24 protein-coding genes are annotated in these 20320 nt (G+C 64.2%); 15 read left to right on the forward strand and 9 right to left on the reverse strand.

What is annotated here, in order from left to right; genetic code table 11:
* Window positions 1–21: 21 nt before the first annotated feature.
* Window positions 22–336, reverse strand: coding sequence for a hypothetical protein (locus NKI66_RS16575; RefSeq protein ID WP_352752290.1), 315 nt, complete (start codon window positions 334–336; stop codon window positions 22–24).
* On the opposite strand from NKI66_RS16575, the gene NKI66_RS16580 reads away from it, so the two are divergent.
* From NKI66_RS16580 to NKI66_RS16635, 12 genes are all read left to right on the forward strand, one after another.
* Window positions 316–630, forward strand: a complete 315-nt coding sequence (locus tag NKI66_RS16580) for a co-chaperone GroES (protein ID WP_128305759.1) — start codon at window positions 316–318, stop codon at window positions 628–630. The genes NKI66_RS16575 and NKI66_RS16580 overlap by 21 nt on opposite strands.
* Window positions 631–687: 57 nt before the next feature.
* Window positions 688–2319, forward strand: coding sequence for a chaperonin GroEL (groL, locus tag NKI66_RS16585; protein WP_352722037.1), 1632 nt, complete (start codon window positions 688–690; stop codon window positions 2317–2319).
* A 69-nt stretch (window positions 2320–2388) separates the two neighbouring features.
* A complete protein-coding gene (locus NKI66_RS16590) occupies window positions 2389–2616 on the forward strand; it encodes a hypothetical protein (protein ID WP_352674188.1) in 228 nt (75 codons plus the stop codon).
* A gap of 98 nt (window positions 2617–2714) precedes the next feature.
* Entirely contained in the window at window positions 2715–3011 is a 297-nt protein-coding gene (locus NKI66_RS16595; protein ID WP_352674190.1) for a DUF982 domain-containing protein, read from the forward strand.
* Window positions 3012–3343: 332 nt separating this feature from the next.
* On the forward strand, window positions 3344–4228 hold the full coding sequence (locus NKI66_RS16600; protein WP_352752292.1) for a helix-turn-helix domain-containing protein: 885 nt from the start codon (window positions 3344–3346) through the stop codon (window positions 4226–4228).
* Between the two features lie 244 nt (window positions 4229–4472).
* Window positions 4473–5561, forward strand: coding sequence for an ABC transporter substrate-binding protein (locus NKI66_RS16605; protein ID WP_127270010.1), 1089 nt, complete (start codon window positions 4473–4475; stop codon window positions 5559–5561).
* Between the two features lie 95 nt (window positions 5562–5656).
* Entirely contained in the window at window positions 5657–6478 is an 822-nt protein-coding gene (locus NKI66_RS16610) for an ATP-binding cassette domain-containing protein (RefSeq protein ID WP_352752294.1), read from the forward strand.
* Window positions 6475–7734: a sugar ABC transporter permease gene (locus NKI66_RS16615; RefSeq protein WP_352752296.1), complete on the forward strand. Its 1260-nt coding sequence runs from the start codon at window positions 6475–6477 to the stop codon at window positions 7732–7734. The genes NKI66_RS16610 and NKI66_RS16615 overlap by 4 nt, the downstream gene beginning before the upstream one ends.
* A 22-nt stretch (window positions 7735–7756) precedes the next feature.
* Window positions 7757–8485, forward strand: coding sequence for an SDR family oxidoreductase (locus NKI66_RS16620; protein ID WP_352752298.1), 729 nt, complete (start codon window positions 7757–7759; stop codon window positions 8483–8485).
* A 160-nt stretch (window positions 8486–8645) separates the two neighbouring features.
* A complete protein-coding gene (locus NKI66_RS16625) occupies window positions 8646–10247 on the forward strand; it encodes an FGGY-family carbohydrate kinase (protein WP_352752300.1) in 1602 nt (533 codons plus the stop codon).
* A gap of 140 nt (window positions 10248–10387) precedes the next feature.
* Entirely contained in the window at window positions 10388–11440 is a 1053-nt protein-coding gene (locus NKI66_RS16630; RefSeq protein ID WP_352752303.1) for a cupin domain-containing protein, read from the forward strand.
* Between the two features lie 102 nt (window positions 11441–11542).
* On the forward strand, window positions 11543–11875 hold the full coding sequence (locus tag NKI66_RS16635; RefSeq protein WP_128305750.1) for an excalibur calcium-binding domain-containing protein: 333 nt from the start codon (window positions 11543–11545) through the stop codon (window positions 11873–11875).
* 14 nt (window positions 11876–11889) lie between these two features.
* Here NKI66_RS16635 and dinB read toward each other — a convergent pair whose 3' ends face one another.
* Window positions 11890–13137, reverse strand: coding sequence for a DNA polymerase IV (gene dinB, locus NKI66_RS16640; RefSeq protein ID WP_352752305.1), 1248 nt, complete (start codon window positions 13135–13137; stop codon window positions 11890–11892).
* Window positions 13138–13259: 122 nt separating this feature from the next.
* A complete protein-coding gene (locus NKI66_RS16645; RefSeq protein WP_023813870.1) occupies window positions 13260–13676 on the reverse strand; it encodes a winged helix-turn-helix transcriptional regulator in 417 nt (138 codons plus the stop codon).
* A 103-nt stretch (window positions 13677–13779) separates the two neighbouring features.
* On the opposite strand from NKI66_RS16645, the gene NKI66_RS16650 reads away from it, so the two are divergent.
* Window positions 13780–14379: a dihydrofolate reductase family protein gene (locus NKI66_RS16650; RefSeq protein WP_352441786.1), complete on the forward strand. Its 600-nt coding sequence runs from the start codon at window positions 13780–13782 to the stop codon at window positions 14377–14379.
* A gap of 24 nt (window positions 14380–14403) precedes the next feature.
* On the opposite strand, the gene NKI66_RS16655 is transcribed toward NKI66_RS16650, so the two are convergent.
* From NKI66_RS16655 to NKI66_RS16675, 5 genes are all read right to left on the reverse strand, one after another.
* Window positions 14404–15147: a 2OG-Fe(II) oxygenase gene (locus NKI66_RS16655; RefSeq protein ID WP_023813869.1), complete on the reverse strand. Its 744-nt coding sequence runs from the start codon at window positions 15145–15147 to the stop codon at window positions 14404–14406.
* Window positions 15144–15698 carry a methylated-DNA--[protein]-cysteine S-methyltransferase gene (locus NKI66_RS16660; protein WP_023813868.1) on the reverse strand — a complete coding sequence of 185 codons (555 nt, stop codon included), beginning with the start codon at window positions 15696–15698 and terminating at the stop codon, window positions 15144–15146. The genes NKI66_RS16655 and NKI66_RS16660 overlap by 4 nt, the downstream gene beginning before the upstream one ends.
* A gap of 103 nt (window positions 15699–15801) precedes the next feature.
* A complete protein-coding gene (locus tag NKI66_RS16665) occupies window positions 15802–16029 on the reverse strand; it encodes a hypothetical protein (RefSeq protein WP_023813867.1) in 228 nt (75 codons plus the stop codon).
* 12 nt (window positions 16030–16041) lie between these two features.
* On the reverse strand, window positions 16042–17154 hold the full coding sequence (ada, locus tag NKI66_RS16670) for a bifunctional DNA-binding transcriptional regulator/O6-methylguanine-DNA methyltransferase Ada (protein WP_023813866.1): 1113 nt from the start codon (window positions 17152–17154) through the stop codon (window positions 16042–16044).
* 67 nt (window positions 17155–17221) lie between these two features.
* Window positions 17222–17914, reverse strand: a complete 693-nt coding sequence (locus NKI66_RS16675; RefSeq protein WP_023813865.1) for a winged helix-turn-helix transcriptional regulator — start codon at window positions 17912–17914, stop codon at window positions 17222–17224.
* Window positions 17915–18087: 173 nt separating this feature from the next.
* Between NKI66_RS16675 and NKI66_RS16680 the strand changes: the two genes are divergently transcribed.
* Window positions 18088–18414, forward strand: coding sequence for a DUF1330 domain-containing protein (locus NKI66_RS16680; protein ID WP_023813864.1), 327 nt, complete (start codon window positions 18088–18090; stop codon window positions 18412–18414).
* 166 nt (window positions 18415–18580) lie between these two features.
* Complete coding sequence (locus NKI66_RS16685) at window positions 18581–19081, forward strand: hypothetical protein (RefSeq protein ID WP_023813863.1); 501 nt, start codon at window positions 18581–18583, stop codon at window positions 19079–19081.
* Window positions 19082–19224: 143 nt separating this feature from the next.
* On the opposite strand, the gene NKI66_RS16690 is transcribed toward NKI66_RS16685, so the two are convergent.
* Entirely contained in the window at window positions 19225–20292 is a 1068-nt protein-coding gene (locus tag NKI66_RS16690) for a phosphatase PAP2 family protein (RefSeq protein WP_023813862.1), read from the reverse strand.
* Between the last annotated feature and the right edge of the window lie 28 nt (window positions 20293–20320).

A 20320-nucleotide genomic window follows, 5' to 3' on the forward strand; every position in this document is an offset into this window, starting at 1 on the left:
TCTTTCTCCTTCTCTCTCCGTTCAGGCATCCGCCTGAACTCGCCCGATGCCAGGCCGGTCTGCCGGTCCCTCTACAAACAAACTCCGCGAGAAGGTCAGGGGTTCCGAGAATAGTCGCGCCATAACAGTGCCTTGGCCTTTTTTCTGCTCGATGTAAAATTTTTTGGCGGGGCTCTTGAAACCGAAAAACGGCAAAACTAGCTCGATATGCGCCCCCGATGCCTGACGAAGGGTCGCGGCGGTCCGCATCGGTCCGATATTGCCGGTTCGGTGCGGAGGAACCTCAAAAACCTGTTTGTCCACGAGGAGAACGACATGGCGTTCCGTCCATTGCATGACCGTATTCTGGTCCGCCGCCTTGAAGCCGAGGAGAAGACCTCCGGCGGCATCATCATCCCCGATACCGCAAAAGAAAAACCGCAGGAAGGCGAAGTGCTCGCCGTCGGTCCCGGCGCGCGCGACGACAGCGGCAAGCTTGTCGAACTCGATGTCAAGGTCGGCGATCGCATCCTGTTCGGTAAATGGTCCGGCACCGAGATCAAACTCGGCGGCGAGGACCTGCTCATCATGAAGGAAAGCGACGTGATGGGTGTCATCGATGAGATCGCCGAAGTGAAGAAGGCCGCCTGACGGCTTCTTTCGTATCCAACCAGTCAACGAATGCTGCCTAGATAGAGGAGTGATCCAATGGCTGCCAAAGAAGTGAAATTCCATACCGAAGCGCGCGAGAAGATGCTGCGCGGCGTCGACATCCTTGCCAATGCGGTGAAGGTGACGCTCGGTCCCAAGGGGCGCAATGTCGTCATCGACAAGTCGTTCGGCGCGCCGCGCATCACCAAGGATGGCGTTACCGTCGCCAAGGAGATCGAACTGGAGGACAAGTTCGAGAATATGGGCGCCCAGATGGTGCGCGAGGTGGCCTCCAAGACAAACGACCTTGCCGGCGACGGCACGACGACCGCAACCGTGCTTGCACAGGCGATCGTCAGGGAAGGGGCCAAGGCGGTTGCCTCGGGCATGAACCCGATGGATCTGAAGCGCGGCATCGACAAGGCGGTCGACGCGGTGGTCGCCGAGCTGAAGACCAATGCCCGCAAGGTCACCCGAAACGACGAGATCGCGCAGGTCGGCACAATCTCCGCCAATGGCGATGCCGAGATCGGCCGTTTCCTCGCCGAGGCGATGGAGAAGGTCGGCAATGAAGGCGTCATTACGGTGGAAGAGGCCAAGACCGCCGAGACCGAACTGGAAGTCGTGGAAGGTATGCAGTTCGACCGCGGCTATCTCTCGCCCTATTTCGTCACCAACCAGGACAAGATGCGCGTCGAACTCGACGAGCCTTTTGTGCTGATCCACGAGAAGAAGCTCTCCAATCTGCAAGCGATGCTGCCCGTGCTCGAAGCCGTGGTACAGTCGGGCAAGCCGCTCCTAATTATCGCCGAGGATGTGGAAGGCGAGGCGCTTGCCACGCTGGTCGTCAACAAGCTGCGGGGCGGCCTCAAGGTCGCGGCTGTCAAGGCGCCAGGCTTCGGCGACCGCCGCAAGGCCATGCTGGAAGACATCGCTATTCTCACCGGCGGCACCGCGATCTCGGAAGATCTCGGCATCAAGCTGGATAATGTGACGCTGCAGATGCTGGGCCGCGCCAAGAAGGTGGTGATCGAGAAGGAAAACACCACCATCGTCGACGGCGTCGGCCGCAAGGAAGAGATCCAGGGCCGTGTCGCACAGATCAAGGCGCAGATCGAGGAGACCACCTCCGACTACGACCGCGAGAAGCTGCAGGAGCGGCTGGCCAAGCTCGCCGGCGGCGTTGCGGTGATCCGGGTCGGCGGCTCGACCGAGGTCGAGGTCAAGGAGCGCAAGGACCGCGTCGACGATGCGCTGCATGCGACCCGCGCGGCCGTCGAGGAGGGCGTGCTGCCCGGCGGCGGCGTCGCGTTGCTGCGGGCAGCAAAGGCGCTCGATACCGTGCAGACCGACAATGCCGACCAGAAGACTGGTGTCGACATCGTGCGCCGTGCCATCGAAACGCCTGTCCGGCAGATCGCCGAGAATGCCGGCGCCGAAGGCTCGATCATCGTCGGCAAACTGCGCGAGAAAACCGAATTCGGCTGGGGCTGGAACGCCCAGACCAACGAATTCGGCGATCTCTACGGCCAGGGCGTGATCGACCCGGCAAAGGTGGTGCGCACCGCTCTCCAGGACGCGGCATCGGTCGCCGGCCTGCTGGTGACCACCGAGGCGATGGTGGCCGAGAAGCCGAAGAAGGAAGCCGCCGCCCCGGCAATGCCCGCCGGCGCCGGCATGGACTTCTGAGGTCGCGGCCAATCCGCCCGCTCCCCTGGCGGGGAGCGGGCGTCAGTCGAAGAGAAAGTGGAGGTAAAGATGGACGCAATGGCTGGCATCGAATCCGTACCGGCTCCTACGCACCAAGCGAAGGAATTCCTGGCCTATGAAACAGAATGCAGGAACGTGCTGAACCCGCTGCTGGCAGGGCTGCTCGACATGGCTGAAGCCGCCGGCTGGAATCGGCGAACCGCGGCGTCGGCACTGATGTTCCTCGCAGCGCAGCAAGTGTCGGCAACATCCGAGGTATCCGCCGGCAGCGGCTGAACGGAAATCGGCCAGTCCATTCACCTATCCGCGGCGGGCCGTGCTGCCCGGTGTTCGGTCCGCTGCAGGCCCTGAACAATCGAGAGGAGGCACAAGCCATGAATCGCGGGCAATTTGAGGAACCGGTCACACTTCTGGTCGGAATGGGCTTTCCGAGGAAGATCGACAGCGTGATGGAAGCCTATGCACTGCTGCAGGACTGGCCGAGCGCCGGCCGCAACGGCGCCCATGCCGTCGCGCTCAACGCTTGCAAGGTGGGCATCGTCGGCGAGATCGATCCGGAGACGGTGCGGGCCACGCTGATCAGCTTCGCGCGCCGCCACGACATACTGGTGCCTGACTTGATTACGCCGCTCGCGACGGCGGCCGGTGGTGCTGTGCACGAGGTGAACTGACGGATGCGGCGCTTCAACAGCGCCTGCAGACCATGTTCTTGAGATAAGCCAGGCGAACACGGAGACGCCGGAATTCCTTCCCGGGCGGGCGACATTGTCGTCGGTCAATTGAGCGAACGTGTCAGCAAGACTGACCTGTTCTGCCCGAATAACGCCTCTGAGCGCCGCCTCCCGGTTAAAAAAGTATCATCCATTGTCTTGAATCGTGGTGGCGCCTGTTGTCATGAGCCGGTACCGTGGCTCTTGAAATGCAGAGCCGAAACCAATTCGGCCGGTTTAGGGAATTGGGCCGAACGCGGCAAATATCCGTGCCGGCCCGGGAGGAAACGGACATGGAACCGGACCTGGAAGTAGTCCAGATACGACGCGGTGAGTCCTTCAAGGCGTGGTCGCATGGCTACCCCTTCCACACGGTGCGCTGGCACTTCCATCCCGAATATGAACTGCATCAGGTGATCTTCACCAACGGCCGCTATTTCGTCGGCGATTTCATCGGCGAGTTCGAGTCGGGCAATCTGGTGCTGACCGGGCCGAACCTGCCGCACAACTGGGTCAGCGACATCCCCAAGGACAGCTCGATCCCGCTGCGCGGCCGCATCATCCAGTTCTCCGAAAGTTTCATCGGTGATGCCATGCATGTGCTGCCGGAGTTGGCGGGGCTTGCGGCTCTGCTCGAGGCCTCACGTCGCGGCGTGCTGTTTTCCAGCCGCACCAGCAAGGCGCTGGCGCCGCTGATGGAAGAGATGATGCAGGCGCAAGGCGTGCGCCGCATCGAGCTGTTCATGATGATCGCCGGCCTGCTCAGCCGCGCCCAGGAATTCCAGCTTTTGGCCAGTGCCAGCTACCGGCCCGATCCCTCGGGCTACATGACGGCCGGCATGAACAAGGCGCTCGCCTATATCAGGGAAAACCTGACGCAGCTGTTCGACGAGGCGGACCTCGCCACCATCGCCGGCCAGTCGACCGGCGCCTTCTCGCGCTCGTTTCGCCGTCACACCGGCATGTCGCTGGTGCAGTATGTCAAACGGCTGCGCATCAATCTCGCCTGCCAGATATTGATGAGCGACGAGCAGGCCTCGATCACCGACATCTGCTACGAGGTAGGCTTCAACAATCTGTCCAATTTCAACCGGCAGTTCCTGGCGGAGAAGGGCATGCCGCCCTCGCGCTTCAGGCGCCTGCTGGCCGACAACATCAACGCGGGCAAAGCCGCTTAACGGAGGAGCCAGGGAGGAACCAAGGGAGGATTTTTCTTTTGCATGACGACGTGAGCCGCGTGGAGCGGTTCGCGATGGAGAACGCTTGTCTCGAATTCCTCCGTCGGCGGAGGTTGTCGGCGCGGCTCGAAAGCCGGCGCCGGGTCCCGGTTCCCAATGCAGTTGGGGCGAGGGCGGATGGGTGTCTTCAGACCAAAGCAGTCAACGACCTTCTTACAACCATATCAGAAACGGAGAAGACCGAATGACCAAACTTTCATCTTCATTGAAGTCCGCTGGCAAGTCCGCCGGTGTGGCAGCCCTTGCGCTGTCGCTGCTGGCCGGCACCGCCGCGATCGCCAGGGCCGCCGAAGTCACCGACGCGACCGTCGCCTTCCTGATGCCCGACCAGGCCTCGACCCGCTACGAGCAGCATGATTATCCCGGCTTCGCCGCCGAGATGAAGAAGCTGTGCCCGGGCTGCAAGGTGCTCTACCAGAATGCCGATGCCGACGCCTCGCGCCAGCAGCAGCAGTTCAACTCGGTGATCTCGCAGGGCGCCAAGGCAATCGTGCTCGACCCGGTCGACTCGACCGCCGCCGCCTCGCTGGTCAAGCTGGCGCAGAGCCAGGGCATCAAGGTCATCGCCTACGACCGGCCGATCCCGACTGCGCCGGCCGATTTCTATGTGTCGTTCAACAATGAAGGCATCGGCAAGGCCATCGCCGACTCGCTGGTCGAGCACCTGAAGGCGCTGAAGGTCGATCCGGCCAGCGGCGGCGTGCTGCAGATCAACGGCTCGCCGACCGATGCGGCGGCCGGCCTGATCAAGAAGGGCATCCATGCCGGCCTTGACAACAGCGGCTACAAGATCCTGGCCGAATACGACACGCCGGAATGGGCGCCGCCGAAGGCGCAGCAATGGGCCGGCGGCCAGATCACCCGCTTCGGACCAAAAATCCTCGGCGTCGTCGCCGCCAATGACGGCACCGGTGGCGGCGCCATCGCGGCCTTCAAGGCGGCCGGCGTCGATCCGGTGCCGCCGGTGACCGGCAATGACGCGACGATCGCGGCACTTCAGCTGATCATCGCCGGCGACCAGTACAACACCATCTCCAAGCCGAGCGAGATCGTGGCGGCGGCCGCCGCCAACATCGCCATCAAGCTGCTTTCGGGCGAGACGCCGAAGGCCGAGATGACGCTGTACGACACACCCTCGCAGCTGTTCACGCCGGCCGTGGTGACGCAGGAAAACCTGAAGGCCGAGATCATCGACAAGAAGATCAACACTGCGGCTGAACTCTGCGTCGATCGTTATGCGGAAGGCTGCAAGAAGCTGGGCATCGGGAACTGACCGCGACCCTTGCCCGCTCCGCTGCCTGGCCGCCCACGCGGTGGCCAGGCAGCGCTCATCCGACATTTTGAACCGGTTTTGAAAGGCTTCCTGGCATGATCGATACCCCGGACGAACCGGTTCCGGCAGGCGAGCTGGTGCTCAGCCTGCGCGGCGTTTCGAAGAATTTCGGCGCCGTTTCAGCGCTCACCGACATCGATCTCGATGTCCATGCTGGGGAGGTGGTGGCGCTGGTCGGCGACAATGGCGCCGGCAAGTCGACCCTGGTCAAGATCCTGGCCGGCGTGCATCAGCCGAGTTCGGGCACCATTAATTATCGCGGCAAGCAGGTGACGCTTGCAGATCCAAGTGCGGCTTTGACGCTCGGCATCGCCACCGTGTTTCAGGACTTGGCGCTGTGCGAAAACCTCGACATCGTCGCCAACATCTTCCTCGGCCGTGAGCTCAGTCCGCTGCGCCTGGACGAGGTGGCGATGGAGGTGCGCGCCTGGACGCTGCTCAACGAGCTATCGGCGCGCATCCCAAGCGTTCGCGAAGTGGTCGCTTCGCTGTCGGGCGGCCAGCGCCAGACGGTGGCGATCGCCCGCTCGCTGCTGCTCGAACCCAAGCTCATCCTGCTCGACGAACCGACGGCCGCACTTGGCGTGGCGCAGACGGCGGAAGTGCTCAACCTGATCGAGCGGGTGCGCGACCGCGGCCTCGGCGTCGTCATCATCAGCCACAATATGGAAGACGTGCGCGCCGTCGCCGACCGCATCGTCGTGCTGCGGCTTGGCCGCAACAACGGCATCTTCTCGCCCGACGCCTCGAACCAGGAACTGGTCAGCGCCATCACCGGCGCGTCGAACAATTCGGTATCGCGGCGCGCCGAGCGGAGACAGGCTAGGCAAGACCAAACCCAGGAGCCACGCCCATGAGCCGCGAAGCCGAACAGGCCGCCCCCGTGCCGCCGCAGCTCGACCGCGCCGATGTGCGCGTCAAGCACGAGGCCGGGATCGGCGGCGCCATCCGCAGGTTCTTCGACCGGGTCCGCTCGGGCGATCTCGGCTCGCTGCCGGTGATCGTCGGGCTGGTCATCATCTGGACGGTGTTCGCCAGCATCAATCCGATTTTCCTGTCGAGCAGCAATCTGGTCAATCTGCTGTTCGATTGCTCCACCGTGGGAGTCATTGCGCTCGGCATTGTCTGCGTCTTGATGGTCGGCGAAATCGACCTGTCTGTCGGTTCGATCAGCGGCTTTGCCTCGGCGATGGTCGGCACGCTGTGGGTCAACCAGGGCTGGCCGGTGGCGCTCGCCATTCTGGCCGCTGTCGCTGTCGGCGGCTTCATCGGCGCACTCTATGCGCTGCTGTTCAATCGGCTGGGCATGCCGAGCTTCGTCTCGACGCTGGCCGGCCTGCTGGCGGTGCTTGGCCTGCAGCTCTACATTCTCGGCTCGACCGGCTCGATCAATCTGCCCTACGGCTCGAACCTGGTGAATTTCGGCCAGCTGCTGATGATGCCGAAATTTGTTTCGTTCGCTCTGGCGGCCGTGCCCGGCATCGTCATGCTGGTCACCGGCCTGCGCACCGTCGCGCGCCGCCGCGCCGCCAATCTGTCGGCGCCGTCGACGGGCGGGCTTGTCACGCGCGCGGTGGTGATCACGGTCATTCTCGGACTCATCGTCTTCTATCTCAACCAGGCGCGCGGCATTCCGTGGATGTTCGGTCTGTTCGTCGGCCTGGTCATATCAATGCACTACGCGCTGACGCGGACGAAATGGGGCCGCTCGATGTCGGCGGTTGGCGGCAACCGCGAGGCGGCGCGGCGCGCCGGCATCAATGTGCGGCTGATCTATTCCAGCGCCTTCGTGCTGTGCTCGATGCTGGCGGCCTTCGGCGGCGTGTTGTCGGCGGCGCGCCTTGCGTCGGCCAGCCAGCAGGCCGGCACCGGCGACGTCAACCTCAACGCCATCGCGGCGGCCGTCATCGGCGGCACCAGCCTGTTCGGCGGCCGCGGCAGCGCCTATTCGGCACTGCTCGGTATCATCGTCATCCAGTCGATCGCCAGCGGCCTGACGCTGCTCGATCTGTCCTCGTCGCTTCGGTACATGATCACCGGCGCCGTGCTTGCCATCGCAGTCATCGTCGACTCGCTGGCCCGCCGCTCGCGTGTCTCGCATGGCCGGGCCTGAATCCATCAACAGGAAGCAAGACATGAGCGAAGAACTGTCCGGAAAAGTTGCCGCCGTCACCGGCGCGGCATCAGGCATCGGTCTCGAATGCGCCAGGCATATGCTGGCGGCCGGCGCCAGCGTGGTGCTGGTCGACCGCGCCGAGGCGACGCTGAACAAACTGTGCGCCGAACTCGGCCCCAAGGCGATCCCGCTGGTCATCGACCTGATGCAGCCGGTCAGCGTCGCCACCATGATGCCGCAAATCCTGGAGAAGGCCGGCCAGCTCGACATCTTCCATGCCAATGCCGGCGCCTATGTCGGCGGCGAGGTAGCGACCGGCGATCCCGACGCCTGGGACCGGATGCTCAACCTCAACATCAATGCCTGCTTCCGCTCGATCCAGGCGGTGCTGCCGCACATGATCGAACGCAAGACCGGCGACATCATCGTCACCAGTTCGATCGCCGGTCTGGTCCCGGTGGTCTGGGAGCCGATCTACACGGCTTCCAAGCACGCGGTGCAGGCCTTCGTCCACACGGTGCGCCGCCAGGTCGCCAAGCACGGCCTGCGCGTCGGTGCGGTGGCGCCGGGTCCGGTGGTGACGGCGCTGGTCGACGACTGGCCGAAGGCCAAGCTCGAAGAGGAACTCGCCGCCGGCGGCCTGATGCAGCCGCGCGAAGTGGCCGAAGCGGTGATGTTCATGCTGACCCGCCCGCGCAACGTGACGATCCGGGATTTGGTGATTTTGCCGCAGAGCAATGATTTGTGAGGCAGTAGGGAATGGGGAATAGGCAATAGGCAATAGGCAATAGGAAGATGTAGACACAGTCTTACAGGCCCCGCTCAAAAGTGCTTCGCGCGTCCTATCCTACTAACTAATCGCTTACTGCCTACTGCCTATCCCCTATTCCCTGAACCGGAGGTTCCTCATGCCCCATTATCTCGGCATCGATGTCGGCACCGGCAGCGCGCGGGCCGGGGTGTTCGACCACACCGGCACCTTGCTCGCCTCGGCCAAGCGGGACATCGAGGTCTGGCGCGAGGCCGGCGACATTGTCGAGCAGTCGAGCAACGACATCTGGCGGGCGGTGTGCGCGGCCACGCGAGAAGCGGTCGCTCAATCGGGTGTGGCAGCTGAGGCCATCCCCGGCATCGGGTTCGACGCCACTTGTTCGCTGGTGGTGCTGGGCGAGGGCGGCGTGCCGTTGCCGGTCAGCAAATCGGGGAATCCCGAACGCAACATCATCGTCTGGATGGATCATCGCGCGGTCGAGCAGACACGCCGCATCAACCGCAGCGGCGAAGCGGTGCTGAACTATGTCGGTGGCGTCATCTCGCCGGAGATGGAAACGCCGAAACTCCTGTGGCTGGCCGAAAACCTGCCCGCCACTTTCGACGCCGCCTGGCAGTTCATGGACCTCGCCGACTTCCTCACCTGGCGGGCGACCGGCAGCCTTGCGCGCTCGGTCTGCACGGTGACCTGCAAATGGACCTATCTGGCGCATGAAAGCCGCTGGGACGAGGCCTATTTCCGCACCATCGGACTAGGGAGCCTGGCCGACGAGGGGTTCGCGCGCATCGGCACGCAGATCGTGCCGGCGGGTGCCGCGCTCGGCGGCGGACTGACCGCGCAGGCGGCATCGGATCTGGGCCTGCGCCCCGGCACGGCCGTGGCGGCGGGGCTGATCGACGCGCATGCCGGCGGCGTCGGTACGGTCGGCGCGCGCGGCGCGTTCGGCAGCGTTCTGTCGCGCATGGCCTATGTCTTCGGCACTTCGGCCTGCACCATGTCGTCGACCGCCGAGCCGGCCTTCGTCGACGGCGTCTGGGGTCCGTATTTCTCGGCCATGGTGCCGGGCCTGTGGCTGAACGAGGGCGGCCAATCGGCGGCGGGTGCTGCCATCGACCATCTGATGCGCATGCATCCGGCGAGCGGCGAAGCGACGGCGAGGGCGCAGGCCGACGGCCTCAGCCTCAGCGCCTGGCTGTCGCTGCAGGCGCAGAGCCGCAACGGGGCAGCGGCGACGCCGGCCTTGGTCGGCGGCATCCATGTGGTGCCGGAATTCCTTGGCAACCGCGCGCCTTTCGCCGACCCGGACGCACGCGCGCTGATTGCCGGGCTCGATCTCGACGCCAGCCTCGACAGCCTGGTCGGGCTCTATGTCGCCGGCGTCTGCGGGCTGGGCTATGGCGCGCGCCAGATCGTGCGGGCCGAGCATGATAAGGGCATTCCCGTCGACACCATCGTCGTCAGCGGCGGCGCCGGGCAAAGCCCGCTGGTGCGCCAGCTGCTGGCCGACACGACTGGCATGGTGGTGGTGGCGTCGACCTCGCCGGAGCCGGTGCTGCTCGGCTCGGCGATGCTGGGCGCGGTCGCCGCCGGAACCTACAAAGACCTGGTGACGGCGATGGCCGGCATGTCGGAACTCGGCGAGGCCTATCATCCCGACGCAACGCTGACCGGCTGGCACGCCAAGCGCTTCGTGGCATTCGAATTGCTGCAGCAGGCCGGCAGGGCCATCCGAGGCTGAAGCGAGCGGCTCCTGTCGGGCTCTGTCAGGAGCGTGGCGAACACCGCTTGGCGATGATGCCGGAAGCTGGCAGCTTTGTTCTGTCGTAGACCCTCCTGCGGCTTGCGACGAGGGCAGGGCGACAGGATCAGGAGGCCCCAATGGCTGACGAGAAAGCGCCCGTGCCATTCGCATCGGATGAGGTGCCGTGGACGGAATGGTCCGATGTGCCGCGCTTCGGCGTGCGCTATCGGCATTTGTCGCTGGCCGCGCTTGGCGAAAACTACCATGTCGGCGTGGCGATCGAGGAGTTGCCGGCGGGCAAGCAGACTTCGCCGGCGCATTACCATATTTTCGAGGAAGAGCATGTCTTCATCCTCGAGGGGATGCTTACCGCGCATGTCGGCGACGCCGCCTACGCCATGAAGGCCGGCGACTACATCTGCTTTCCGGCAGGTGCAGCGGCGGGGCATTGCCTCATCAACACCAGCAACGCACCCTGCCGCTACGTCATCGTCGGCGAGCGTAACCCGAACGACGTTGTCGTCTACACCGCCTCCAACAAGGTGCTGGTGCGCGCCTTGGGCAGCCGTGCGATCTTCGATCTCGCTGCAACTCGAACCTACTGGGACGGTGAGAGCACCGGCCTCGCCGCCGGCGATCCGTTGCCGTCGGATGTGACGGCCGGTGTCACCAAGGCCCCGGCCACTCCGATCCCGCCGGTCGCCAGCGATGCTGTCGAGTGGAAACAGGAAGGCGAGGGGGCGCGGTTCGGTGGTCGGTCCAAACACCTCACCTATGCCGCCTTGGGACGGCCCGACTACCATGTCGGCGTGCTGATCGAGGCACCGGCCCCCGGCATGCGCCTGGCGCCCAGGCACTACCATATGCTGGAAGAAGAGCATGCGCTGATCCTGGAAGGGCAAGTGACGCTGCTGCTTGGCGAGGAGCGCTATGAGATGAAAGCCGGCGACTATGTCTGCTTTCCGGCCGGCCTGGCGGTTGGACATTCCTTCCTCAACAGCGGTACGGGACCGTGCCGCTATCTGATGATCGGCGAGAAAAACCCCAACGAGGTCTGCGTCTATCCCGATTCCAACAAGATGGCGGTCGACGCCTTGCGCCGGCGCGACGGCATTTTCGATATGGCCGGGTTAGGCGGTATTGGGATGGCGAAGCGTAGAACTGAAAGTGTCGATATCCGACTCAAATAGCCGCGCTCTGAACGCGAGAACCGTTCGGAGATAGGCGTTGTTGCCACCCTACCTGGGTGACGCTAGTCTGGTTCGGGCACTTCAACGGGGGAGTTGGCGGGGATGCTCCTGCCATTCTTGCGATGGCCTTCACGCTATCACCGCCGCCTTGGCAGGCTGAGATGGGTGGCTTTGTTCGCGCCGTTCATTCTGTTGTCGGGCTATATCGTCTATGGCTTCGTCGGCATTCGGTTTGATACGCCTCTCTCGGTGCTGAGGCACCTTGCCGCGTTCCCGAACTGCACGGCCGCCCGCAGGGGCGAACCTGGCTATTGGCCGACTCACGATGCCGACCATGACGGCATAGCCTGCGAGCCCTGGCACGGGGCAAGCCGACGACACGGGGCAAGCTCCACTGGCGTTCGGGTCCATCGTTACTCGCGTACCGGCCCATAGCCTTTGCCTTGGCTTCACAGCTCCTTCTCCGCCAGTTCCCTGAATTCATCCGGCACCGAGCGCGCCGCTTCCAGTGCCACCGTGCCGTAGCCGACCGCCTGTTTGCCGAAGCGTTCGCGGATCTTGTCGATGGCGCGGTCGGCGTCGAAGCGTGCCAGGCCTTTCCTGGTGCCGGGCCGGCGTTTCTCGTCGGCGAGGCCGAGCGGCAGTTCGAGTTGCAGCTCGAAGCTTTCCTCGAGGTGCGAGACCGAGATCGCCAGCAGCGAGATCGTTTTGTCATGCGGGTGGTCGGCGAGCACGCCGCGCACCAGGTCGCCGGCGATCTCGGCCAGGATGGTTGTCGCCGAGATCGGCTGGTCAAGCGTGATCGATCGTGTGACTGCGCTGAGATCGGCAAAGCGCACACGCACGGTCACCGTGCGGCCGGGCCGTGCCTTGGCGCGCAGGCGGCTGGCGACGCGGTCGGCCAGATGCAGCAGAGTGGGCACGATGACCCGTGCTACGGCAGGCTTCTCTCCGAGTGCCGATTGTGCGCCGGCGGAATGCGCGCGGCGCTTCGTCTCCAGTTTGCGCGGGTCACGGTTCCAGGACAATGCGGCCAGCTTTTCGCCGGCGGCCGGACCGAGCAGCCGCGTCAGCGCGCCGCGATGTGTCCTCGCCAGCTCTCCGATGGTCTCGATGCCGATTTCCGCCAGCCGCGCTTTGGTCGCCGGGCCGACGCCCCACATCAGCCCCACCGGCAGATCGTGCAGGAAGGCGAGTTCGCTACCGGGGTCGACCACCACCAGCCCGTCGGGCTTGGCGACCTGCGAGGCGATCTTGGCCAGATGCTTGGTGCGCGCCACGCCGATCGAGATCGGCAGGCCGAGTTCGGCGCGTACCCGGCTGCGGATCGTCGTGGCGATCTCCTGTGGGGAGCCGAACAGATGCGTGCAGCCGGCAACGTCGGCAAAGGCCTCGTCGATGGAGATGCGCTCGACCAATGGCGTAAAATCGTCGAGCACCTTGATCGCCGCGTCGCCTAGCCGCTGGTAATGGCTGAAATTGCCACCGACGAAGATCAGATGCGGGCAGAGTTCGCGCGCCTTGCGCCCGGGCATGCCGCCGCGCACGCCGAAGGCGCGGGCCTCGTAGGAAGCGGCGAGCACGACACCGCCGCCCACCGCGATCGGCTTGCCGCGCAGCGACGGATCGAGCAACTGCTCGACCGAGGCGTAGAAAGCGTCGAGATCGGCATGCAGGATGGTGGCTGTCGTTTCCATCCCGACCGCACATCCGCAGTTGCTGATAGATTGGAACAAATAAAGAACAAAGACGGATCATTGTCAAGGGAAGGGCGATTTGTGCGGCAACAGCCATGCCGGTTCCGCCTGAACGCAACCGCCTAGACAATATGCTCCGCTCGCAGCGCCGCTTTCATCCTTTCCAGCGCCGCTTCGCCGCCTGCCGCCAGTTCGTCGGCAATCCTGGCCAGCTTATCGTCGGCCTTGCGGTGCTTGCTGCCCCAGGCGCCGAGCGTCGCCAGCACCGGCAAGAGGTCGATGCCTGCTTCGGTCAGCCGGTAGACGGTTCTCAAGCCATGCGTCGGGTCGTCGCTTCGGGTGAGGATGCCCTCCTCCTGAAGCGTTTGCAGTCGCTCGGCCAGCGTGCGCGAGGAGATGCCTTCGTCGGATTGCAGGAATTCGCGAAAGTGCTTTTTCCCGGCGAAGACCATGTCGCGGACGATGAGCAGCGTCCAGCGGTCGCCGATCAGTTCGAGTGACAGGTTGATCGGGCAGCCGGACTTTTCGCGCGTCGACATCTATGGTTCCATTTTTAAATCACTTTACTATTGACATCGTTTTGGCCTTGCGTCAACGGTTCCAAATGTAAACTGTTTTGCGATGGCCCTGAGGAGAATGACGGTGAAAAAGCTGGTCCTGCAGATGCAGATGTCGGTCGACGGCTTTGTCGGCGCCAATGAGGACCATTCCTGGCAGCTCTGGGAGTGGGGTGACGAGAGCGCCTGGGACGGTGCGCTGAAGCAGGACTTTAACGCCGTCTTCGCAGGCGTCGATACCATCCTGCTCAGCCGCAAGATGGCGCAGGAGGGCTATCTCACCCATTGGGGCAATGCGGCGAAGAAGTTTCCGCGCGATCCGTTCTACGCCTTTGCGCAGCGCATCGTCGACTCCCGCAAGGTGGTGCTCAGCAACAAGCTCAAGCAATCGGCCTCGGAGCCGGCTTGGGAGCGCACCAGTGTGGTCAGCGGCGACCTGCCGCGCGAAGTCAATGCGCTGAAAGCGGGCGAGGGCGGCGACATGGCGGTGTTCGGCGGCGCCGGTTTCGCGTCGGCGCTGATTGCGGCCGGGCTGGTCGACGAGTTCCAGCTTTTCATCAACCCGGCGGTGCTGGGTGCGGGCCGCCGGATTTTTGATCAGGGCGGTTTTAGGAACCTGCGGCTACTCGGCTCGAAGGCCTATGCCTGTGGCATGGTGGTCAGCCGCTATGCGCCGGCGGGGTGAGGGGGACCTCCATCTTCTCCCTGGTCACTTCGCATCGTGAAAAATGATCCCGACCGTGTGGCGCATGCCTGAGCGCAACCGGCTGACGCCATGGCGCAGGTTGACCCGGTAATTGCCTTTGGTGCCCTGCACCGGCCGGTTGTGGACGGCGAAGACAACGGCGTCGCCCTGGCGCAGCGACACCACTTCGACCCGGCTCTGCATGCGCGGGCGCTGCTCGGTCAGGGCGAACTCGCCGCCGCTGAAATCCCGGCCCGGTTCGGAGAGCAGGATCGCCACCTGCAGCGGAAAGGCGAGGTCGCCATAGAGATCCTGGTGGAGGCAGTTGAAGTCGCCAGGCACATATTGCAGCAGCAGCGGCGTCGGCCGTGACTGGCCGGCGGCATGGCACTGATCGAGAAACGCGGCGTGCGTCGCGGGATAACGCATGGCCTGCCCCATGCGCTCGTTCCACCGATTGGCGACCTCGGCCAGCCTGGGGTAGAGCGCGCTGCGCAGGCCACCCAGGAGGTCGGGCAAGGGATAGCGGAAATAGCGGTACTCGCCCTTGCCGAAGCCGTGCCTGGCCATATGGATGTGGCTGCGGAAATATTTCTCATCCGAATAGAGGTCGGCGATCCGCCGGCACTCCTCGGGCGACAACAGCTTTTCGATCACGGCACAGCCGAAGCCGTCGAGTTCGGCGGCAAGGGCCGGCCAGTCGTAACCGGCGACGCGTGTCTCGGCGGCTTCGATCACCGATCTGGCAATTTTGGCATGGGCATTCATATCGTAGCCTCCTTGTCGAGCAGGGCGCGTTTGCGTTCGACACCCCAGCGGTAACCGGCCAGTGAGCCGTCGGCGCGGACGACACGGTGGCAGGGAATGCCCAGCGCGATCGCGTTGGCCGCACAGGCGGTCGCCACGGCGCGGGCGCCATTCGGCTGGCCGAGGCGGCGAGCCAGTGCGGTGTAGCGGATGGTGGCGCCGCACGGGATGCTGCGCAGCACATCCCAAACCTGTTGCTGGAATGGCGTGCCGTGGCGCATGTCGAGCGGCAGGTCGAGGCCGACGCCGGGCATTTGGATGAAGCGCGCGATTGTCGCGAGATCGTCGCGCAGTGCGGCCTCGTCCTCGACCAGTATCTTGTCGGGGAAGCAATGGCCAAGGTCCCGCTCCAGCGCGTCGGCGTCCGAGCCGATCAGGATGGCGCAGACGCCGATCTGGCTGCGCGCTGCCAGGACGTCGCCGATTGCGGATTCACCGATGGCATAGCTTATGGTGTCGAAGGCATTGGGGACGCTCGCCGGCGGCGCCATTTGGGTTTGCATGAGGTTCATTGCGTTTACTCCTTTGTCTGTGCGTGAACCCTACAGGGACGGCTTCTCGCGCTCACTCCGGTGCTTGCTTTCAAATTCGAATTTCGAAGGTAGGTGAACCGTTCTACGCGACACGAGTAACAGCGACCTCGCCGAGCAAAAACACCTCACCCGTCAACAACCGCAGCTCGATCTCGCCGGCCGCGGTGCGGCTCCATTCGGCTCTGCCGTGATCGACCATCTCGCCAATGGCCGCCATCACCAGTAACTTAGAGCCTTCGGCGCGCCGGCTGCCGGCAGCTTGGGTCCGGCTGGTCGTATCGGTGGTGGGAGACCTTGCCATCGCGCGCATTGCCGGTCCTGGTCAGGCCCGAATTGACCGGTTGGCATTGTCGGACGCCGCCTCACGCTCCAGCAGTGCGCGCTTGCGCTCAACGCCCCAGGCGTAGCCGGACAGGGCGCCATCCCTGCGGATCACGCGGTGGCAGGGAATGGCGACGGCATGATTGTTGGCGGCGCAGGCGGCGGCGATGGCGCGGGTTGCCTTCGGCGCACCGATGCGCTGCGCGATCTCGGCATAGGAAACCGTGCGGCCGACGGGGATGTCTTGTAAAGCCTGCCAGACACGCTGCTGGAAGGCGGTGCCGCGCACGTCGAGCGGCAAATCGAGACCGAGCGCCGGAACCTCGACGAAACCGACGACGCGGGCGACCAGCGCCTCGTAGTCGCTGTCGCCGCCGATCAGCCGTGCCCTGGGGAAACGGTCCTGCAGGTCGCGCACCAGCGCGTCGGGATCGTCGCCGAGCAGGATCGAGGCGACGCCCTTTTGACTGGACGCGACCAGGATGGCGCCGAGCGAAGTCTCGCCGACGGCGAAGCGGATCTCTTCATCAGCGCCGCCGGCGCGATAGCGCGTTGGCGTCATGCCGAGCATGCCGGTGGATTTCTCGTAAAAACGTCCGCTTGAATTGAAACCGGCATCGTAGATCGCCGTCGTCACGCTGGCGCCGTCTTCCAGGCCCTGGCGGACCCGGGCGGCGCGGTGCGCGGCGGCATAGTCCTTCGGTGTCAGCCCGGTGGCCGCCTTGAAGGTACGATGGAAATAACCGGCGCTACGGCCGGCGGCATCAGCCAGCTCAGCGAGCGACGGTTCTTCCTCGCTCTGCTCGATCCTGCGGCAGGCATCGGCGACCATCGCGGCATTACCGGCCTCGAGCGATGGGCCATCCGGGTTGCAGCGCCGGCACGGGCGAAAGCCGGTTGTCCTGGCCTGATCGAGCGTGCCGTGCAGTTGCACATTTTTCGGATTGGCGCGCCGCGACGGGCAGGAAGGCCGGCAATAGACGCCGGTCGTCGCCACCGAATACCAGAATGCGCCGTCGGCCGACTTGTCGCGCGCAACGATACGCGCCCAGCGCGGATCGTCGGCGATTTGCGGCGGCGCGGATTTCAGATTTTTCGCCAGGGTGATGAACATGGCCGGCATTGAAGCCGCTGGAAGAAGGCCCCGCCACCCGTTTCCTGACAACCTCCCGCCGGTTCTCCTACGCCGCGCGCTTGGGCTCGATCGCAAACGGGCTGAGCCCGAGCCAGGTCTGCATCTTCCTGCCGATGGCCTGGTCGCCGGTCAGGGCAACCTTCGCACCGGCCTTCTCGACGGTCAGCAATCCCATCCAGATCGCCGTCATCGTGTGCAGGTCGGTCGAGACGTAGAGGTCGACGTCGAAACCCGGATCGTACCAGCACAGATCGACCTCGCCGTGCTTCTCGACGATCAGCCACCATGACCGTTTGGACGCCGGCAGGTCCTGATACAGAAATTGTATCACCGTGCGTCCCTCGGGCAGCGGCGAGGGGTTCAAATTGCGCCGCATGTCCCACATCAGCAATGACGGATCGAGGTTCTTGAGCGACAGCCGGGACTCGACCCATTTCTGCCCCCAGAAGCCCATCGCCTCGACGACCGGGCGCAAATCGCGGCCGGCCTCCGTCAGCCGATAATCGAAGATCCCCTTCTCGCCCCGGACCTCCCCGCGCTCGACGATCCCGGCGATCTCAAGCTCCTTCAGCCGTTGCGACAGAAGGGTTGGCGACATTTTGGGGACACCGCGGCGCAGGTCGTTGAAGCGGGTCGAACCCGCCACCAATTCGCGCATCAGCACCATCGTCCAGCGGGTGCACAGCACCTCCGCGGCCATCGATAGCGGGCAGAACTGTTTGTATCCGTGCTGGGTCATGATTGTGCCTCTCCTCCAACTTGGGTCGAACATTAGGCCTTCATGATTGAGGCGGCCAGTACGGAAACTGTACTACCCCAGTACAGATCGCGGACTGGTTGGCGAGCGCCTTGCCATGCGAGCCCTTGGCCGGTTGCACGGGATACCCTGTGCGCCGCAATCAGGAGACTATCATGACCGCTTACGTTATCGCAGACATCAAGATAAACGACCCGCAATGGGTGCCGGCCTATGCCGCATCGGTGCACGACCTCGTACACAAGCATGGCGGCAGATATCTGTCGCGCAGCGGCAATGTGAAGACGCTCGAAGGCAAGCCGCTCGACACCACGCTGATCGCGCTGATGGCGTTCCCGTCGGAAGCGGCGGCGCGCGCCTTCACCAATGATCCGGCCTATGCGCCCTTCGTTTCGGCCCGTCAGGGCGGCAGCGACAGCCGTTTCCAGATGATCGACAACACCGATCTGGCCGGAACGATCCCGTATCTGCCAAAGGGATGACCATTCCTGGCATCGTTTTCGGGATCTCCAAGCAACAACAGTCACAGCGCTTGCCTGCCGGGCCTCCGTATTTTCGGCGGCCGGCCAGCTGTGCTTTTTCAAGAAGAATAGAATGAAGATGATATCGAACTTTCTCAACAGGCCAAATTTTCGCTGCAGACTTGTCATGGCCGGGGCCATGCTGGCCGTCTGCACCAGCTTCGCACAGGCGCATCAGGAAGCGGCCGCGCTTGCGTCCGTCCCCAATCCGCTGGCTGACAAGGTGCGGGCTGCCAACAGCCGGTTTCTCGACGTCAAGGCCGCTACATCAGAGGGCTATGCGCCCATTCCCTGCGCCAGCGGCATCACCGGCGGCGCCATGGGCATCCACTATGTCAACGGCGGATATCTGAAGGACGACAAGATCGATATCGCCCGGCCTGAGGCCGTGATGTACGAGCCGATGGCCGACGGCACGCTGCAACTGGTGGCGGTCGAATACATCACCTCGAAGGGGCCGGCGTCGCTGGACGGACAGCTGTTCAATTTCAACAGCGCGCCCAACCGCTATGGCCTGGGCGAATTCTACGAACTGCATGTCTGGGCCTGGAAGGGCAACCCGACCGGCATTTTCGCCGACATGAACCCGAAAGTGTCATGCGAACACACGATGGCGCCGAGCCAGTAAGCAATGAAGCCAGGCGGCGTCAATGCCGCCTGGTCGCCCTCCGTGACAGTTGGCAGCTCCGGCCCAGCGGCCGCTTTCGGCGAGGAAAAGCCGGGGAGGTGCGTGCCGCTGGCGCTCCTCGCGGCGTCAGGCAGGTACGGTCTTTATGCCGCTTGATCCGGGATCGCCAATCCCACCTCGGCGGTATCCCGGCTCGCTTGCGGCAAGACGAAGCGTCCCGTCACGTACCAGAGCAGGGACACCACGAGAATCGAGAGATAGCCATCCACGGCATAGTGCCAGCCGGTGTAAACCGAACCGAACAGGATGAAGGCCGCGAAGGACCAGCCGGCGATTGCCCACCGGCGGCCGAATTGGGCCAGGAAGAATGCGTTGAGCGTGGCGATCGCAACATGCATGCTGGGCATGGCCGAGATGCCGCCGCCGAGTTCCGGGCGGCCACTCTGGTAGGCTGTAAACAGATAATCGGCGTACAGATGGACCGACGCGCCGTAGCCCCTCTGCGCCAGGGCGGCCTGCAGCGCGACAAACCGGTCGCCGCCGTAGATTTGGTCGTGGAATATCGGGCCGGCGGACGACAGCAGGGTCGCAAGAACGGTGCCGCACAGCATCGTGGTCAGCGCGAATGCCCATAGGTAGCGCAAACGCCCGACCGGATTGTTCCAGAAGGCGACGAAGAGCACGGCGCCGAACCATTGCAGAAGCCAGCCATATCCATAGCCGGCGAAAATGGCGACCGACACCGGTTCGGAAACGATGCTGTGCGCCCATGTCCAGGGATCCGCGCCATGCAGCCGAAGATCGAGGTCCGCCAGGGCGCGGTCGGCGTAGAACGGCACCATGTCCGGGATGGCGGCCTTCAAGGTGGTGAATGCGGTGACGCCGAGAAAGAACAAGAAGATGACGGGTGCGGCTGCAAGCCAGCGGTGCCTGAGTACGCCGAGGATGAACCTCGTCGGCGTATGCCGGGCAAATGCCAGCCCCGCCACACCAAGGCCCGCCGCCAGAAGCGCGGGCAGGAAAAAGGCGAACGGCTTGGCATAGGATTGCGCCAGATGCAGGTAGCGGTCCGGCTGCAGGCAAACAGCGGTCATGGCATAGATCAGACACAAGGCAACCAGCAGCCAGCCGCTCCTGGTTGTCGCGATGTCGAGGTCAAGGATGGCAGCTGGGCGGCGATTGTTGCCGCGCTGACCTGTGTGCTCACTCATCGAAGGACGTCCCGCCAGTTGTCCAAAA

Origin of the sequence: Mesorhizobium sp. M0518, assembly GCF_040321125.1 — a bacterium.
Taxonomy (GTDB): Bacteria; Pseudomonadota; Alphaproteobacteria; order Rhizobiales; family Rhizobiaceae; genus Mesorhizobium.

Coding starts and splice junctions, on each gene's coding strand:
- NKI66_RS16595 (WP_352674190.1), top strand. CDS start 2,715: ATGAATCGCGGGCAATTTGAGGAACCGGTCACACTTCTGGTCGGAATG.
- NKI66_RS16635 (WP_128305750.1), top strand. CDS start 11,543: ATGCTCCTGCCATTCTTGCGATGGCCTTCACGCTATCACCGCCGCCTT.
- NKI66_RS16580 (WP_128305759.1), top strand. CDS start 316: ATGGCGTTCCGTCCATTGCATGACCGTATTCTGGTCCGCCGCCTTGAA.
- NKI66_RS16600 (WP_352752292.1), top strand. CDS start 3,344: ATGGAACCGGACCTGGAAGTAGTCCAGATACGACGCGGTGAGTCCTTC.
- NKI66_RS16615 (WP_352752296.1), top strand. CDS start 6,475: ATGAGCCGCGAAGCCGAACAGGCCGCCCCCGTGCCGCCGCAGCTCGAC.
- NKI66_RS16620 (WP_352752298.1), top strand. CDS start 7,757: ATGAGCGAAGAACTGTCCGGAAAAGTTGCCGCCGTCACCGGCGCGGCA.
- NKI66_RS16590 (WP_352674188.1), top strand. CDS start 2,389: ATGGACGCAATGGCTGGCATCGAATCCGTACCGGCTCCTACGCACCAA.
- NKI66_RS16625 (WP_352752300.1), top strand. CDS start 8,646: ATGCCCCATTATCTCGGCATCGATGTCGGCACCGGCAGCGCGCGGGCC.
- NKI66_RS16655 (WP_023813869.1), bottom strand. CDS start 15,147: ATGAATGCCCATGCCAAAATTGCCAGATCGGTGATCGAAGCCGCCGAG.
- ada (WP_023813866.1), bottom strand. CDS start 17,154: ATGTTCATCACCCTGGCGAAAAATCTGAAATCCGCGCCGCCGCAAATC.
- NKI66_RS16665 (WP_023813867.1), bottom strand. CDS start 16,029: ATGCGCGCGATGGCAAGGTCTCCCACCACCGATACGACCAGCCGGACC.
- NKI66_RS16630 (WP_352752303.1), top strand. CDS start 10,388: ATGGCTGACGAGAAAGCGCCCGTGCCATTCGCATCGGATGAGGTGCCG.
- NKI66_RS16610 (WP_352752294.1), top strand. CDS start 5,657: ATGATCGATACCCCGGACGAACCGGTTCCGGCAGGCGAGCTGGTGCTC.
- NKI66_RS16660 (WP_023813868.1), bottom strand. CDS start 15,698: ATGAACCTCATGCAAACCCAAATGGCGCCGCCGGCGAGCGTCCCCAAT.
- groL (WP_352722037.1), top strand. CDS start 688: ATGGCTGCCAAAGAAGTGAAATTCCATACCGAAGCGCGCGAGAAGATG.
- NKI66_RS16690 (WP_023813862.1), bottom strand. CDS start 20,292: ATGAGTGAGCACACAGGTCAGCGCGGCAACAATCGCCGCCCAGCTGCC.
- NKI66_RS16680 (WP_023813864.1), top strand. CDS start 18,088: ATGACCGCTTACGTTATCGCAGACATCAAGATAAACGACCCGCAATGG.
- NKI66_RS16575 (WP_352752290.1), bottom strand. CDS start 336: ATGCAATGGACGGAACGCCATGTCGTTCTCCTCGTGGACAAACAGGTT.
- dinB (WP_352752305.1), bottom strand. CDS start 13,137: ATGGAAACGACAGCCACCATCCTGCATGCCGATCTCGACGCTTTCTAC.
- NKI66_RS16645 (WP_023813870.1), bottom strand. CDS start 13,676: ATGTCGACGCGCGAAAAGTCCGGCTGCCCGATCAACCTGTCACTCGAA.
- NKI66_RS16675 (WP_023813865.1), bottom strand. CDS start 17,914: ATGACCCAGCACGGATACAAACAGTTCTGCCCGCTATCGATGGCCGCG.
- NKI66_RS16685 (WP_023813863.1), top strand. CDS start 18,581: ATGGCCGGGGCCATGCTGGCCGTCTGCACCAGCTTCGCACAGGCGCAT.
- NKI66_RS16605 (WP_127270010.1), top strand. CDS start 4,473: ATGACCAAACTTTCATCTTCATTGAAGTCCGCTGGCAAGTCCGCCGGT.